Here is a 14,122-nt window from a genome sequence, read left to right on the forward strand (position 1 = left end):
CGCTCGTCGGCAGCGTCAGATGTGTATAAGAGACAGTATCTCCTCCACCCTCTCCAGAGCGGTTCACTGCCACCACAAACATCTGGTTCTCCACCGCCCTTGCCCTTACAAGGGTGCTCCAGGCGGCTACTCTTGATAAAGGCCATTGGGCACATACAAACAACACCCATATGCCCTCCAGGGCAATCCGCCTTATGTACTCGGGAAAGCGTATGTCATAGCATATAGCTACCCCCGATGGGACGTTGCAAACCGATGTAATAAGAGGCGAGCTGCCCTCCGCAAAGTTCTCTGGCTCCCCTAACAGAGGAAACAGATGCACCTTGTCGTAATATGCCGCTGGCGTACCTGTTGGGTCTATCAAAAAGGCTCGATTATACAAAACCTGCTCATCTAGAAACGGCAAGGATCCAGCCACTGCCCAAGAGGACCTGTCTACACACCAGCCTGCCACCGCATCAAGACATTTAGGGGTAAGCCCTGCATGTTCCCTAAGGCGATCATTCTGGTACGAGCAGCTCCAAAGTTCCGGGAGGACCGCCACATCACAATCTCCAATTGAATCGAGCATGGCCCTAGCCTTTATGATGTTCCCCTCAGGATCACCCCAAAGGACGTCCATCTGAACTAACCCAACGCTTATCTTGTCAGCCATCGCAGGCCCCCCTAATTAGCTTAATTTTTCAATGGCTTAATTCGCAAGATCGTCACTAAAAATGCCTCTTACAAAATCAATCAACATATAAGGCACCATGCGGAATGAAAATTCTACATCCAGCCGCTCTGTCCACTTGTGGGCATCCCTACCTCCCACCCCTATATTTATAACGGGGACATCTAGCGCCCCCATGGCATCCAAGTCCAAGGGGTACACCAGGCCGCCCCCGGGCATGTTATCGAGAACAGCCCCAATGTCCTCCCTCGAAGCACAACCACCAAGGAAACTGAGGTCCGTTATCCCTCCAAAGGCCTCCTTCAACACAAAGGGTTCTCCCCACCTGTTGCTCCAGCTGTTACACAAACCCTCTGCCAACTTGCGAAGCCTTTTTTCATTTAACGATTTGTTCCTATTAACCTTTGGGGGATAGTAGGGGGGCAAAAAGCCTACCACTGCGGCCGGAGGATCAAGTGACAATGTCTTTATTGCCTCTAAAAGAACCATTAATGACTTTTTCCTGGTGTCCATGCCATCTGACGTCTGCTCGTATATGATCGAGTCCTCTCTAAAGCCATTACTTCTTGCCCTATCAAATACCTCCCTGGCCTCGAGGATCTTTATTTCCCCTGCTGGCGCAGGAGAGGGTAAGCCGCAGATGGAGAACCTCTCTTCCCAATCTTTGATGGCTCGCTTTAGAGATTCACCACATGCCTGCTTAAAGCAAAACAAAAACGAGCCATGGTCATCTTTGACGGTAAGCTTGTTAAAATACAACAAAACCATATCCGGGATGGTAACCGAGTAACTTTCCCTTATAACAGACATTTCCATGCAAGCCATGGGAGGCAACCTATCACCGCCGATTTTATCGGAGCTCCAGGGGGCTGCATCGAGATCTGACACCATCTGGCCTCCTAAATGAGCCGCGCTTATACCAAGCCAAGGCTCCCCCACGTGGGAAGGCTTGCCAAGCACCAGCACAAAGGGCATCAATTTGCCAACCGACCCTATGTAGACAGGCCTTCCGACACCGGTGCCACCAAGATCACAGGGTTCAGTGTTAACACAAGCCACATACTCCAGCCCCTCAGAGTCCATAAGCCCTTTTAGAAATGAAAGGGCCCCCCTCATACCAACAGAATCCCTCTCCTCGTCCACCACTGGACAAAAGAGAACGTTGCCGGCCTCAAACTTTGAACATGCAAGCTCCCGAAGCAGGTTCATCTCAAGGACCAATCCAGCCTTCATGTCCAAAACGCCTCTTCCGAAGAGGTACCTGCGGCTTTCAAGGTCTTCCTTCACTTCTGTCGGTAGACCCTCCAACCCCCTCATGGCTTCTTCCAAAAGCTCCGGCTCAAAGGCCAAATCCTTAAGCCTTCCATAGGGCGATGCGTCCACCACATCCACATGGCCTGTCAGTATGACCGTCCGTGGCCCCATCCCCTTAAGCAACGCCGCCACATGGCTCCTGCCAAAGGGGTCATTAGGAACCTTGTATTTAAATATTTTTAACCTCCCTCCGCTCATCTCTCTTATCTCTTCAAGCTGCCTTTCTATCAAGGACATGACGCCGTCTTCCCCATCCCCCAGAGCCGATGGGCTTGGAATCCTGCAAAGCCTTATCAACTCATCTCTCAACCTCTTCTGTGTGTCAACCGCACATTCAGGACCACCATAGACCTGATCAGCGCCTTCGGCTCCCATGAGCAACCTACCCCCCGATAAACCTAATTTCGATGCGAAAAAACATCTTTGTTTAGAACATTATATTAAAGCGGCCCCAATCTCAAAGATTGAGGCCGCTGTGCAGTTAGACTCCTTTATGGATCTGCGGTCTTAAAGTTAAAGGTTGCCTATGCTGGAAACCATGACCGCCTTGATGGTGTGCATGCGGTTTTCCGCCTCATCGAAGACCCTGGACTGGAGGGACTCGAAAACATCCTCGGTGACCTCGTAGCCCTTAACGGCGGGGAGGCAGTGCATGAAGATGGTTTCCTTCCGGCCGGTGGCAGCCATAAGCTCCTTGTTAACCTGATAGGGCTGAAGGATGGCCTTGCGCTCCGCGAGCTTATCCTCCTCACCCATGGAAGCCCACACGTCAGTGTAGATAACATGGGCCCCCTTCACCGCCTCCTTGGGGTCCTCCATTATCTCTATCACAGCGCCGGAACCGCACTCCTCAGCGATCTTCTTGCATTCCTCAACAAGGGAGGCCTCGGGGAAGAGGGACTTGGGGGAAGCGATCACAAAGTGCATGCCCATCTTAGCAGCGCCGATCATGAGGGAGTTGGCCATGTTGTTGCGGCCATCGCCCACGTACACGAACTTTATGCCCTTAAGGTAGCCAAACTCCTCCTGGACGGTGAGGAAGTCGGCAAGCACCTGGGTGGGATGGAACTCATCGGTGAGCCCGTTCCAAACGGGGACGCCGGCGTACTTGGCAAGCTCCTCAACCACAGACTGCTTGAATCCGCGGAACTCGATGCCGTCAAACATCCTGCCCAACACCCTGGCGGTATCGGCCACGTCCTCCTTGTGGCCAAGCTGGATGTCATTCTTGCCAAGGTACTCAGGATGCCCGCCCTCGTCAATGCAGGCAACGGTGAAAGCGCAACGGGTCCTGGTGGAAGGCTTCTCGAAGATGAGGGCCACGTTCTTCCCCGCCAGGAGGTTGCCCCTTATCCCAGCCCTCTTCTTGTTCTTCAGATCCCTGGAGAGGTCCAGAAGGAACTTTATCTCCTCCGGAGTGTGGTGCTTCAGACTCAGAAGGTGACGCCCCCTAAGATTCACTGCCATGATCTATTCCTCCCTGTCTTCTTGAAATATCGGAACCTCCCAAGCCTAAACTGCAAAAACGGGTTTAGCGGAAGTCCAACTTTCAGCCCATAAAATAAACTTGAGAGATCCGAGGGTTTACTCATAGATATTACCACAAAGGGTTAGATTTTCAATAGCCCTCCGGAGAGATGCCCCCTGAATTGGATATTACCTCCCTTAACAAGGCCGGTATTACGGATTCCATCATCTCCAGAGGCCAAGATCCGAGGGATTTCCCCCTTGCAAAAACGATAAACCCCGAGGGAGAACCGGCTATCCCGAAATCAGCTCCAGCCGCCTCCCTTGGCCCGTTAACCTCACAACCCATCACCGCCACCTTGAATCCATCGGGGACGTCGTTCATCTCTTCAAAGATCTTACGGACCTTATTCACGTATATCCTGACGTCCAACCTGCACCTGCCGCAGGTTGGACAACTTACCCAGTCCACACCTTTTGAGCGAATACCCAGGGACCTTAGTATTTGGTAAGCGGCCTTGACCTCAAGCACCCCATCCCCCGACAGACTTACCCTTATGGTGTCTCCTATCCCGTTCATCAAAAGGCCGCCTATCCCCACAGCGCTTCTAACCGACCCTTCGAAAGGAGGGCCCGCCTCGGTTATGCCTATGTGGAACGGGAGATCGCATGTGGACGCAAGCATTTGGTTGGCCCGCATGGTCTCCTTAACATCCGAGGATTTTGCCGAAACTATGACATCCTCGAATCCATTTTGAAGACATAAATCCACTTGTTCCCTTACCGCCAACACCAAAGCCCTTGCCCTGTCCCCCTCTGCCTTAGCTATCTGATCATTGCTAATGGATCCCCCATTAGCTCCAACCCTTATTACCACGTTAGCATCCCTTGCGGCAGCCAGGACCTTGAGCATTTTATCCCTTCCGCCAAGGTTGCCGGGGTTTACTCGCACGGAAAGGCAGCCCGCCTTTATGGCGGATAGGGCTAAACGGTGATCGAAGTGTATATCCGCCATTATTGGGATAGGAGAAGCCTTCACCACCTCTCGAAGCCATGGCTCCTGCTGAAGATCCCGATAGGAAGTCCTAACCAGCTCACAGCCCGCTTCCTTGAGCCGATGTAGTTCCTTTATGCACCCTTCAGCATCATCCAAAGGGGTTTTCAACATGCTCTCAACCCTTATTGGCGATCCTCCACCTATTGACAAACCCCCAATCGACACGCTTCTTACGCTGCCCAACAGACCATCTCCCCGCCAAGTTACTATCTATCTTGAAATATTAATCTCTGTATATCCTTCCATGTAACCCATAACATCAAGGCCACCAAGAGGGCAAAACCCACGTAATGGACCATCCCTTCATACTTTTCCGGTATCTTCCTGCGAAACAGCACTTCCAGGAAGACAAATATGAGCCTTCCACCATCCAATGCCGGAAACGGAAGAAGGTTTACCAGCCCAAGCTGCAGGTTAATGGCAGCTATGAAGGCCACCAACTCCCAAGCACCCCGCCTTGCCACATCACCCGCCGCTGCAGCGATGCCTACAGGACCTGAAACATCCACTGGCTTCAAACGGAACCACCAGTTCCATATCCCTTCGAGCATGCCAATCGCTAGATCTATGGAATATCTATAGGCTCCTGCCATTGATTCCGCCCAAGAGAGCCGCTTCACCGCTGGCCTGACCCCAAGCAGGAAGTGGCCTTCTTTGTCCTTGGGTATTCTCACGTGTAGATATCGATTAACCCCACCGGACTGAACACCTATCACAATCTCACCCCTTGGGGCTTCCCTTCTTATCCTGGAGGCCATCTGGGACCAGTCAGAAACCGTTATCCCGTTAACTTCCACTATCTTATCTCCCGCCTTAAGCCCCAAAGATTCCGCAGGGTAGCCAGGCATAACTTGGCCTATCTCAGTGGACTCCATGTTTAAGATCCCATGAAAATGCAACACCGTTGCAGCCAACATAAAGGCTAGGAAGACGTTGAGGATGGCACCGCAGGAAAGGATCAAAGCCCTCGCCAAAGGCCCCTTGGTGTTGAAGGACCCCGGCCCATCCTCATCGTCCCCCTCCATGCCAGCAAGCTTGACAAAACCTCCTATGGGTACCATGCGTATGGACCATCTGGTACCCCATCTATCCCAAGAAAGAAGAGGAGGCCCCATTCCCAAGGAAAATTCTTTTACCAAAACCCCGCAGAGCCTTGCGGATACGAAGTGCCCAAACTCATGGACCAAAACGCTTATGGAGATTACAAAAAGGAACGCCAGCACACTTACAGCCAACTCAACGCCTCCCAAGGGATTCACAGACTTCAAGAGCCATTTTGCGACCGCACTCCACCAAGTTTAGCGCTTCATCCATTGAAGCCGGGGCTGGGCCAGAGTAAGAGGACATCACAACGTCAAGAACTCTAGGTATATGATCAAAGGCTATACGCCCCGTCAAGAACGACTCCACCGCCACTTCGTCAGCCCCAACGTACAGCGCGGGGTATGGCCCATCCTTTTTCCCCGCTTCCTTGGCAAGGAAGAAAGCCGGGAAGCGTTCTTTCTCAACCTCACGGAAGCAAAGGTCCCAATCATAAACAGCGGGCGGTGCCAAATGCTCTCCCAATGGCAGCCTATCGGGGTACGACAGGGCCATCGCCGCGGGGAGCCTCATATCAGCTCGGGACAACACCATTTTGTAGGTGCCATCGCTAAACATCACCATCCCATGGACCTGAGACCTGGGATGTATCAAGGCATCTACCCTATCCATGGGTATGTTGAACAACCTCATTGCCTCTATGCACTCAATACCCTTGTTGGCCATGGTGGCGCTGTCCACGGTTATCTTGGCCCCCATGGACCATACCGGATGCGCTAGAGCTTCTGATGGGGTCACATGCTTAAGGCGATCCAGCGGGACATCCCTAAAGGGCCCCCCGGAAGCTGTTAGAATCATCTTCTCCACAGCCGATGGCTCCCCCATTATGCATTGCCATATGGCACTGTGTTCGCTGTCCACCGGTCTTACCTGTCCTGGCCTTGACTTGCTAAGTATCCAAGGTCCGGCCACCACTATGCTCTCTTTGTTGGCTATTGAGACGTCAAACCCCATGGAGACCGCCAGATCGAAGTGGTGAACACACTGGGTGCCGGAGGCCAAAAATGCCCAATGCTGCACATCTTCGCGCTGGATCATCTCCATAAGACCATGGGATCCCCTGTAAACCCGACCTTCAAATGAAACCCTGGACGGATCTCCGCCTACTGAGCATATGGCTTCACACCCAAACCTCCTGGCCAAAGATACAAGGCTGGAAACGTTCCTCCCGGAGGCCACGGCTACAACTTTGAACCTATCTGGATAAAGGGCGCACACATCACAGAACGCCCTTCCAACGCTGCCCGTAGCCCCAACGATTCCTACCCTAATAGGGGTCAACGAAATTACCTCCCTAGGACCTCAAAGATTATGAAAGCGAGAGAGGAGTTGACTAGTATGCTGTCGAACCTGTCCAAGAGCCCCCCGTGACCCGGGATCAGGCTTCCGCTGTCCTTCACGCCAGCTTCCCTCTTCAACACCGATTCTCCAAGATCCCCAAGCTGCCCCATAAAGCCACATAGTAATCCAAGCAGAAGCAAGGGGAGAGGTGGGAACTCAAAGATCAAGGCGAGGAGCGATGAGGCGAATAGGCTGCCCAAAACTCCCCCGCCAAAACCCTCCCAGGTCTTCTTGCCGCTTACCTTGTCACACAGAGGATACTTACCCCACATGCTGCCCACAAAATAGGCGGTGACATCACAAAACCACGTGCACATAAAGATGGTAAGGACAAAAAGCCTTCCCCAAGTTTGCTCTCTTAGGAGTATTAGGAAACACCAAGGCAATATCACATAGGCAACCCCTGCCAACGTGCCTCCAATGTTGGCTAAAGCATCGCTTTGCCCAGTACTCTGTCTTCTAAGAACCTCCACGAACAAAACCATAAAAGCCAAGAGCGATATGACGGCCAAGACCGATGATAGGCTTAGGCCCATGGAGGCTACCCACAACATCATAAGGCCTGCCGCCAGCCCCATCGCCTTGGACATGGTATAGCGAGAGGAAAGAAGCGAATAAAACTCCCATAAAGACCCCATGGCTATTACGGATACCACAAGCTTCCAATACCATCCTCCAGCATAAAGAGAGGACAGGACGAGCAACCCTAGGACTACACCGCTTGCGGTTCTCAACGCCAGATTGCTCCTGAAAGCATCACTGACCCTTGATCCCTCCATACCTCCTATCCCTCCTAGCGTAGTCTAATATGGCTTCCCGAAGATCCTGAGCCCCAAAGTCCGGCCAGTACTTTGGGGAGAACACAAACTCGCTATAGGCGCACTGAAAAAGCCAGAAATTGCTTATCCTGAGCTCTCCACTGGTTCTAACTATAAGATCTGGGTCCGGTAGATCAGGAAGGTATAAAAACCTTCTCAACACATCCTCATCAACCACCTCAATCCCAGCCGCCCAAGCCCTGTTTATCGCATCAATTATCTCCTGCCTGCCTCCGTAGTTAAGACAGACCACCACGGTTATGTCAGTACAATCCCGGGTCTCGTGTTCCCCGTATTCCACTATCCTCTGGAGGTCCTTGGGTAAATCTTGAATCCGCCCCGCAAACAAAAGGCGTCCTCCCTCGGATTTAAGCTTTTTTACCTTTAATTTAACGTAATAGCGGAACAAACCCATAAGTCCGGAAACCTCTCCAGGGTCCCGCCTCCAATTCTCGGTGGAAAAGGCATAGAGGGATATGTACTTTACACCCATGTCCTTAGCCGCCCTTACCACCTCCTCTACCCTTTTAACCCCAGCGTGATGCCCCATAATCCTCGGCAAACCCCGTTCCCTTGCCCACCTGCCATTGCCATCCATGACTATTCCAACGTGAGTTGGAATCCTATGGCTAAGTTCCTCTGGTATTGAAAGATCAGACATTCTAACGATCCCTTCCCATCAGGCGATCCCACCTGGCCTTCACCTCTTGTATGTCCTGCCAGGTCAAATGCTTAGGGCCTCCGGCCTTGTTGGAGGGGTTCCTAAGCAGATAGCTGGGGTGAAACATGGGCATCACCGGAATACCCCTCCACTCATACCAACGGCCTCGGAGCTTTGATATGCCCTCCTGAGTTTTAAGCACCCATTTAGTGGGGGTGCTCCCCAGCAAAACCAAAAGCTTGGGGCGAACCAACATAAGCTGCGAGTTAAGGTATGTATCGCAGGCCATCATCTCTTCATAGGTCGGCACCCTATTGCCCGGGGGGCGGCACTTTACCACGTTCGTTATATACACACCATTTCGATCTATCCCTGCGGCGGTGAGTATCTGGGTAAGCAACTGGCCCGCCCGTCCCACAAAGGGTCTGCCCTGTTCATCTTCATCCGCACCAGGACCTTCCCCGATGAACATAAGCCCCCCCTCCAAGCTCCCTTCCCCAAAGACCACCTTTGTCCTGGTGGGACAAAGACCGCAACGATCACACTCTTCGGCTCTCTTGCGTACTTCTTCCAGCATGAACCTCCTGGCGTCAAGGCTAAGTGGTTCATCCAAAGACGGAAATGTCATTTTTAAAAACACACCTCGCTGACGCTCAAATCGAACTGAGATATCTCTATCCCCGTAAAATAACGCACCCCCAATACGACCCTCCGCCTGACCTGAGACATTACATCAAGAAACGTTTTCTCTCCAACTCTCATGCCAAGGTCAAGCTGAACCGCTACGCCTTCGTCGTTGGGTTTAACCTTCACCTGTAAAACCTTTTCAACCTGGGGGGTTAAAAGGGCTATGTGGGTTATCATCTCCCCCACCGCCTGGGGTTCTATGTGAAGAGCTCCTATGAAATTAAACGGAGGACGTACGATGGTCTTCTCCCCGTCATAGGAACCCTCCTTTGGACGCCATAGCACCTTCAGCCTTCCTACTAGCTTACCCGCAAAGTTCTTCCTTACCTGAACGTGGGACACCGGTATAACATGTTGCCCCTTCCCCTTGCGTTCCCTCTTGGCCTTGGCTATCTCTTCAGGAGTAGAAACCTCCTCTATCCTTATCACCCTCTCGGGTTTTCTAAGCCCCAGGCGTGACGCCACCTTAAAAGCCATGCCATCGGAGGTGGCTATTATCATCACCGAACTGGCAGATGCCTTTGCAAAGAAACTAGATACCGCATTTCTATGATCCTCGAACTCAAACATGGCTCTCCTTATGGCCCGAACCTGATTCCGCTCCGCCTTGGCGCTCTTGCCGCACACTATTTGCCCCCGTCTTATTACCAATCCATCATCTATTATGTACTCTGCTCCAATGCTGGCGGCCACCATCTGAGCTCGCTGGCTCTTGCCGGTACCAGCAGGCCCCACAAAGGCAAACACGCGGTGCAACGGTCTGTTGTCAACTACCTCCAAGCCTTACCCCCCTAAGCGCCTTAGAACCCTATCAAACTCCTTAAGAAACCTATCGTTCTCCTCCGGCAGCCCAACGGTAACCCGTATGGTGCCCTCAAGTCCAAGGTCCTCACCGTTTCTTACTATGACCCCCTTGGCGAGGAGGGCCTCATAAACGTCATCGGAACGGCTTAGATTGACCAACAAAAAGTTAGCGTGCGTATTATGAGCCCTTACCCCCATGCTACACAGAACCCGGTACATGCGATCCCTCTCCAGTACCGTTCTGTCTCTGACGGAGGATATGTGATCCTGACACTTGAGTGCCGCGATGGCAGCCCTCTGTCCTATGGCATTGACGGAAAATACCCTTCTGACCTTCCCAAAGGCTGCCGCTATGGGCTTAGGCGCTATGGCGTAACCAACCCTAAGGCCAGCCAAACCGTAAATCTTGGAGAATGTTCTAAGTATCACCACGTTGCTAAGTTGCCTGAAAAGCTCCACCCCGCAAAGATAACGTGGGTCAGTCACGTACTCCGCGTAAGCCTCATCCACCACCAGTAATATCTTCCGCTCTTCCAGCCGTACAGCCAAATTTAAAAGATCTTGGCGTTCTACGATATTACCGGTTGGATTGTTGGGATTGCAGATCACCACAGCCTTAGTCCTCTCCCCACAGGCCGATATGACTCGGTCGACCGGCAGGGAGAAATCCTCCAAAAGGGGCACAAAATCACACTCCCCCCCAGCGGCCGCAACGCTGAGGGCATATACGGGATAGGTGGGCTGTGGAATTACCACCCTATCACCCACCTCTATCAAGGCTTGAAAAAGGGTACACAGAACCCCCTCGGTACCCCCTCCAACAACAACCTCCGCAGGAGATACACCTAAATGCTCTGATAGGGCCCGCTTAAGGTGGTAGGCCTCCGGATCGGGATAGCGCTGGACCTCACCGGTGGCCTTGACAATCGCCTGCGTTACGGCCTCCGGGAGTGGCCATGGGTTTTCGTTGGAGCATAACCTTACCGCATCGCTGAGTCCATAGATCCGCTTGATCTCATCGACGGGCTTGCCAGGCTTGTACTGGTTAACTGACCGCAGGTAGCTCCTAGGAAGCTCATCCATCCAGGACACCTTTACACCCCCCCGTGCACACCATGATTTTAATTTAATGATCCCTGTTAACCGATGGGAACGGCTAATCTCCCCTGGTGACTATTACCCTGCCCCCAAGGGCCCGTAGCTTTTCAACTATACCCTCATAGCCTCTCCATATATGTTCTAGGTCGCAAACTATCGTCTCATCCTCCGCCGCAAGGCCCATTAGCACCAACGCAGCGCCAGCCCTGAGATCAGAAGCGTGAACCTCCGCCCCGAAAAGCTTATTAACACCTGCAACGATTGCGGTGTTGCCCTGTAAATCTATCCTGGCTCCCATTCTCTTAAACTCACTTACGTGCAAAAAGCGGGATTCAAAAACGCTTTCGTGTATCACGCTGGTACCATTGGCTAGGCACATTGTGGCCATCATCTGGGGTTGAAGGTCCGTGGGGAAGCCCGGGTACGGAAGGGTCTTCAACGAAACAGCTCGGTACCGGCTAGGATATACCGTAACCGCATCGCTTCGAATTTCTATCTCCACCCCCGCCTCTTCAAGCTTGGAACATAGGGAGTCTATGTGTTCAGGTATCACATCCCTGACGGTCACCTTCCCTCGTGTTATAACCCCAGCTAAGAGGTAGGTGCTAGCCTCTATCCTATCGGGGATGACACTTACTTTCGCGTCACCTAGATCTCTGGTACCCCTTATTCTTATGGTGCCAGAGCCCTCACCCTCAATAAATGCCCCCATGGCCCTCAGGGCATGGGCAAGGTTTACCACCTCCGGCTCCCTTGCGGCGTTCTCCAAGATAGTCTCTCCCTCAACCAGGGATGCGGCCATCATGAGGTTTTCCGTGGCCCCCACTGAGGGGAAATCAAAATATATCCTGGCGGGCTTAAGGCCCGACGACCTACCGTGGAAAGCCCCCTGAACCAGTTCAAAGGTGGTTCCCATCTTGGATAGGCCCCTTATATGAAAATCTATGGGTCGGCTCCCTATGGCACACCCCCCCGGCAAGGGTAACACCGCCCTGCCACATCTGGCTATCAGGGGTCCTAGCACCAAGGAAGAGGCCCTCATCTTGCGAACAAGAGAAGGGGGAGTTTCCCAGCCTATCTCTTCCGGTACATCCAACGTCATCTTATGATCCCTGAATTCCACCTTAACCCCCAGGTGGCTCAGGAGATCCGCCATCGTATGTATATCGTGCAGGTCTGGTACCCTATCTATGGTGAGCCTCTTTCCCTTGAGCAACAACGAGGCCGCCATGATAGGCAGTGCGGCGTTCTTAGCTCCCTGAGCAGTAAGCACCCCGTTTAAGGGGACTCCACCTTTTATAACCAGTTTTTCCTTTTCCACCCCGCAAGGGAGATCCTTTTCTTTCATGACCTTAATTTGACCCCCAATTTTTTTCTGTCAAAAATCCAGTTTTCATTAAACAGCTGGCACAAAGAGGACTTTAAATCTAATCGCCAACGAACTCGCTAACCACCCTGGCTATCACCCGAGAAGCCCTTCCATCTCCGAAGGGGGACCCCATGGAGGCAGGCAAAGCCTTCTTGCCTTCCAATATCTCCGAAGCGTTTGATACGATTCGCTCCCTATTGGTCCCAACCAAAAAACCTACCCCCGCATCAAGGACCTCCGGCCGCTCCGTAACGTCCCTAAGGATTAGGACCGGTTTTTTCAGTCCCGATGCTTCCTCTTGGACCCCTCCGCTGTCACTTAACATGAAAAGGCACCTATCCATGGCCCAAACGAAATCAGGATAGTCAAGGGGCTCACATAACAAGACCCTTTCGTGTCCACCCAAGATTTCCCGCCAAACGGTCCTCACGTCCGGGTTCCTGTGCATGGGCACTAATAGCATTAGGTCCCCATCCATGGACAGAATATCCTTAAGGGCCAGCGCTATCTCCCTCATGGGTTCACCCCAAGACTCCCTTCGATGGGCCGTAACCAGGAGGAATCGCTTGCCCTCAAGACTTCTTAGGTCGTCCCGCAAGGGCCTGGTCATGTGATCCCTCATCCATAACAAGGCGTCTATGACCGTATTTCCAGTGATCCAGATGCGATCCTCCAAGATGCCCTCTTTTACAAGGTTGTCCTTAGACCTTTCTGTGGGGGCAAAGAACAGCGAAGAGATCCTGTCGGTAACCACCCGGTTCATTTCCTCTGGGAAGGGGCGGCTCATGTCACCGCTCCTGAGTCCTGCCTCCACATGTCCAACCGGGATCTGACGGTAGAATGCCGCCAAGGCTGAGGCCATCGTGGTGGTGGTATCGCCATGAACCAGGACCACATGGGGCTTTATCTCATCAAAAAATTCACCCGCTCCGCACAGCACAGAAGAGGTAACATAGTCCAAAGACTGACGTTCCTTCATTACCTTAAGGTCACGATCGGGGCTGAGCCCAAAGGGCTCCAGTGCCTGATACAGCATCTGGGAATGTTGCCCTGTGGCCAGCAAGATCACATTGAGAGACTTTTCTTCTCTGAGAGCCATCACCACCGGCGCCATCTTGATGGCCTCCGGCCTTGTACCAACCACACAGACCACGGTTTTTTTGCCATTGATATCTTCAAAAGTCAACTCTATACCCCCACACATGCTAACATTTAAAACCCAACCTTCCCCTTAAGAAGGAGCATACCCGCAACAACCAAGGATAGATGTATACCCACCAAGACGGCCAAGACCTTGACCTTGTCAAGTCCCATGTCCAGAAGCCGATGGTGCCCGTGGGTTCTGTCGGGCAAAAACGGCGACGCCCCCCGAAGTACCCTGCCAAACATAACTGACAGGGTATCTACCACGGGCAATCCACCAAGCAGGAACAAGGTGATACACAGCCTTATTATCCCAACGCCAGCAAGGCTTCCCCAAGCGTCCCACAATATCAAGCTAGCACACAAAAACCCCAGAAGGGTGCTTCCCCCATCCCCTAAAAACGTCTTCGCCCTTGGAAAGTTCCAAATCATAACCCCCAGGACAAGTCCTATGGTGATCACCCATGGGAACGGAGCAAGGAAGTACATGGCGCACCCCATGGTAACAAGGGCCATGGACAGGCACAGTCCGTCCATCCCATCTATCAAGTTGAACGCATTGGTTAATCCCTGTCTCTTATACACATCT

General features: G+C 52.5%; 14 protein-coding genes. All 14 read right to left on the reverse strand.

The genetic code is table 11. The annotated features are described in order from the left end of the window. The coding region (locus N2315_07850) for a hypothetical protein (protein MCX7829097.1) at positions 1 to 655 on the reverse strand (655 nt) is incomplete at its 3' end. Between the two features lie 36 nt (positions 656 to 691). Beyond that, on the reverse strand, positions 692 to 2,362 hold the full coding sequence (locus N2315_07855) for a M20/M25/M40 family metallo-hydrolase (protein ID MCX7829098.1): 1,671 nt from the start codon (positions 2,360 to 2,362) through the stop codon (positions 692 to 694). A gap of 138 nt (positions 2,363 to 2,500) precedes the next feature. Then, complete coding sequence (gene argF, locus N2315_07860) at positions 2,501 to 3,454, reverse strand: ornithine carbamoyltransferase (GenBank protein ID MCX7829099.1); 954 nt, start codon at positions 3,452 to 3,454, stop codon at positions 2,501 to 2,503. Between the two features lie 151 nt (positions 3,455 to 3,605). Beyond that, on the reverse strand, positions 3,606 to 4,676 hold the full coding sequence (gene ispG, locus N2315_07865; protein MCX7829100.1) for a flavodoxin-dependent (E)-4-hydroxy-3-methylbut-2-enyl-diphosphate synthase: 1,071 nt from the start codon (positions 4,674 to 4,676) through the stop codon (positions 3,606 to 3,608). A 41-nt stretch (positions 4,677 to 4,717) separates the two neighbouring features. Further along, the gene (locus N2315_07870; protein MCX7829101.1) at positions 4,718 to 5,746 is read right to left on the reverse strand and encodes a M50 family metallopeptidase; all 1,029 of its coding nucleotides are present in this window, start codon (positions 5,744 to 5,746) and stop codon (positions 4,718 to 4,720) included. A 1-nt stretch (position 5,747) separates the two neighbouring features. Continuing rightward, positions 5,748 to 6,893 (reverse strand): 1-deoxy-D-xylulose-5-phosphate reductoisomerase, encoded by a 1,146-nt coding sequence (locus tag N2315_07875; GenBank protein ID MCX7829102.1) that lies wholly within the window; start codon positions 6,891 to 6,893, stop codon positions 5,748 to 5,750. A gap of 5 nt (positions 6,894 to 6,898) precedes the next feature. Then, positions 6,899 to 7,732, reverse strand: a complete 834-nt coding sequence (locus N2315_07880; GenBank protein ID MCX7829103.1) for a phosphatidate cytidylyltransferase — start codon at positions 7,730 to 7,732, stop codon at positions 6,899 to 6,901. Next, positions 7,710 to 8,432 carry a polyprenyl diphosphate synthase gene (gene uppS / locus N2315_07885; GenBank protein ID MCX7829104.1) on the reverse strand — a complete coding sequence of 241 codons (723 nt, stop codon included), beginning with the start codon at positions 8,430 to 8,432 and terminating at the stop codon, positions 7,710 to 7,712. The genes N2315_07880 and uppS overlap by 23 nt, the downstream gene beginning before the upstream one ends. Before the next feature lies 1 nt (position 8,433). Then, the gene (locus N2315_07890; GenBank protein ID MCX7829105.1) at positions 8,434 to 9,045 is read right to left on the reverse strand and encodes a uracil-DNA glycosylase; all 612 of its coding nucleotides are present in this window, start codon (positions 9,043 to 9,045) and stop codon (positions 8,434 to 8,436) included. 17 nt (positions 9,046 to 9,062) lie between these two features. Beyond that, entirely contained in the window at positions 9,063 to 9,899 is an 837-nt protein-coding gene (locus N2315_07895) for a hypothetical protein (protein MCX7829106.1), read from the reverse strand. 3 nt (positions 9,900 to 9,902) lie between these two features. Further along, positions 9,903 to 11,006, reverse strand: coding sequence for a histidinol-phosphate transaminase (gene hisC / locus N2315_07900; GenBank protein MCX7829107.1), 1,104 nt, complete (start codon positions 11,004 to 11,006; stop codon positions 9,903 to 9,905). Positions 11,007 to 11,079: 73 nt separating this feature from the next. Continuing rightward, positions 11,080 to 12,342, reverse strand: a complete 1,263-nt coding sequence (murA, locus tag N2315_07905; protein ID MCX7829108.1) for a UDP-N-acetylglucosamine 1-carboxyvinyltransferase — start codon at positions 12,340 to 12,342, stop codon at positions 11,080 to 11,082. A 106-nt stretch (positions 12,343 to 12,448) separates the two neighbouring features. Then, positions 12,449 to 13,576 (reverse strand): UDP-N-acetylglucosamine 2-epimerase (non-hydrolyzing), encoded by a 1,128-nt coding sequence (gene wecB / locus N2315_07910; GenBank protein ID MCX7829109.1) that lies wholly within the window; start codon positions 13,574 to 13,576, stop codon positions 12,449 to 12,451. A 26-nt stretch (positions 13,577 to 13,602) separates the two neighbouring features. Next, the coding region (locus tag N2315_07915; GenBank protein MCX7829110.1) for an undecaprenyl/decaprenyl-phosphate alpha-N-acetylglucosaminyl 1-phosphate transferase at positions 13,603 to 14,122 on the reverse strand (520 nt) is incomplete at its 5' end.

Source organism: Thermanaerothrix sp., assembly GCA_026417795.1.
Taxonomy (GTDB): Bacteria; Synergistota; Synergistia; order Synergistales; family Synergistaceae; genus Thermanaerovibrio.

Coding starts and splice junctions, on each gene's coding strand:
- N2315_07855 (MCX7829098.1), bottom strand. CDS start 2,362: ATGGGAGCCGAAGGCGCTGATCAGGTCTATGGTGGTCCTGAATGTGCG.
- argF (MCX7829099.1), bottom strand. CDS start 3,454: ATGGCAGTGAATCTTAGGGGGCGTCACCTTCTGAGTCTGAAGCACCAC.
- N2315_07880 (MCX7829103.1), bottom strand. CDS start 7,732: ATGGAGGGATCAAGGGTCAGTGATGCTTTCAGGAGCAATCTGGCGTTG.
- uppS (MCX7829104.1), bottom strand. CDS start 8,432: ATGTCTGATCTTTCAATACCAGAGGAACTTAGCCATAGGATTCCAACT.
- hisC (MCX7829107.1), bottom strand. CDS start 11,006: ATGGATGAGCTTCCTAGGAGCTACCTGCGGTCAGTTAACCAGTACAAG.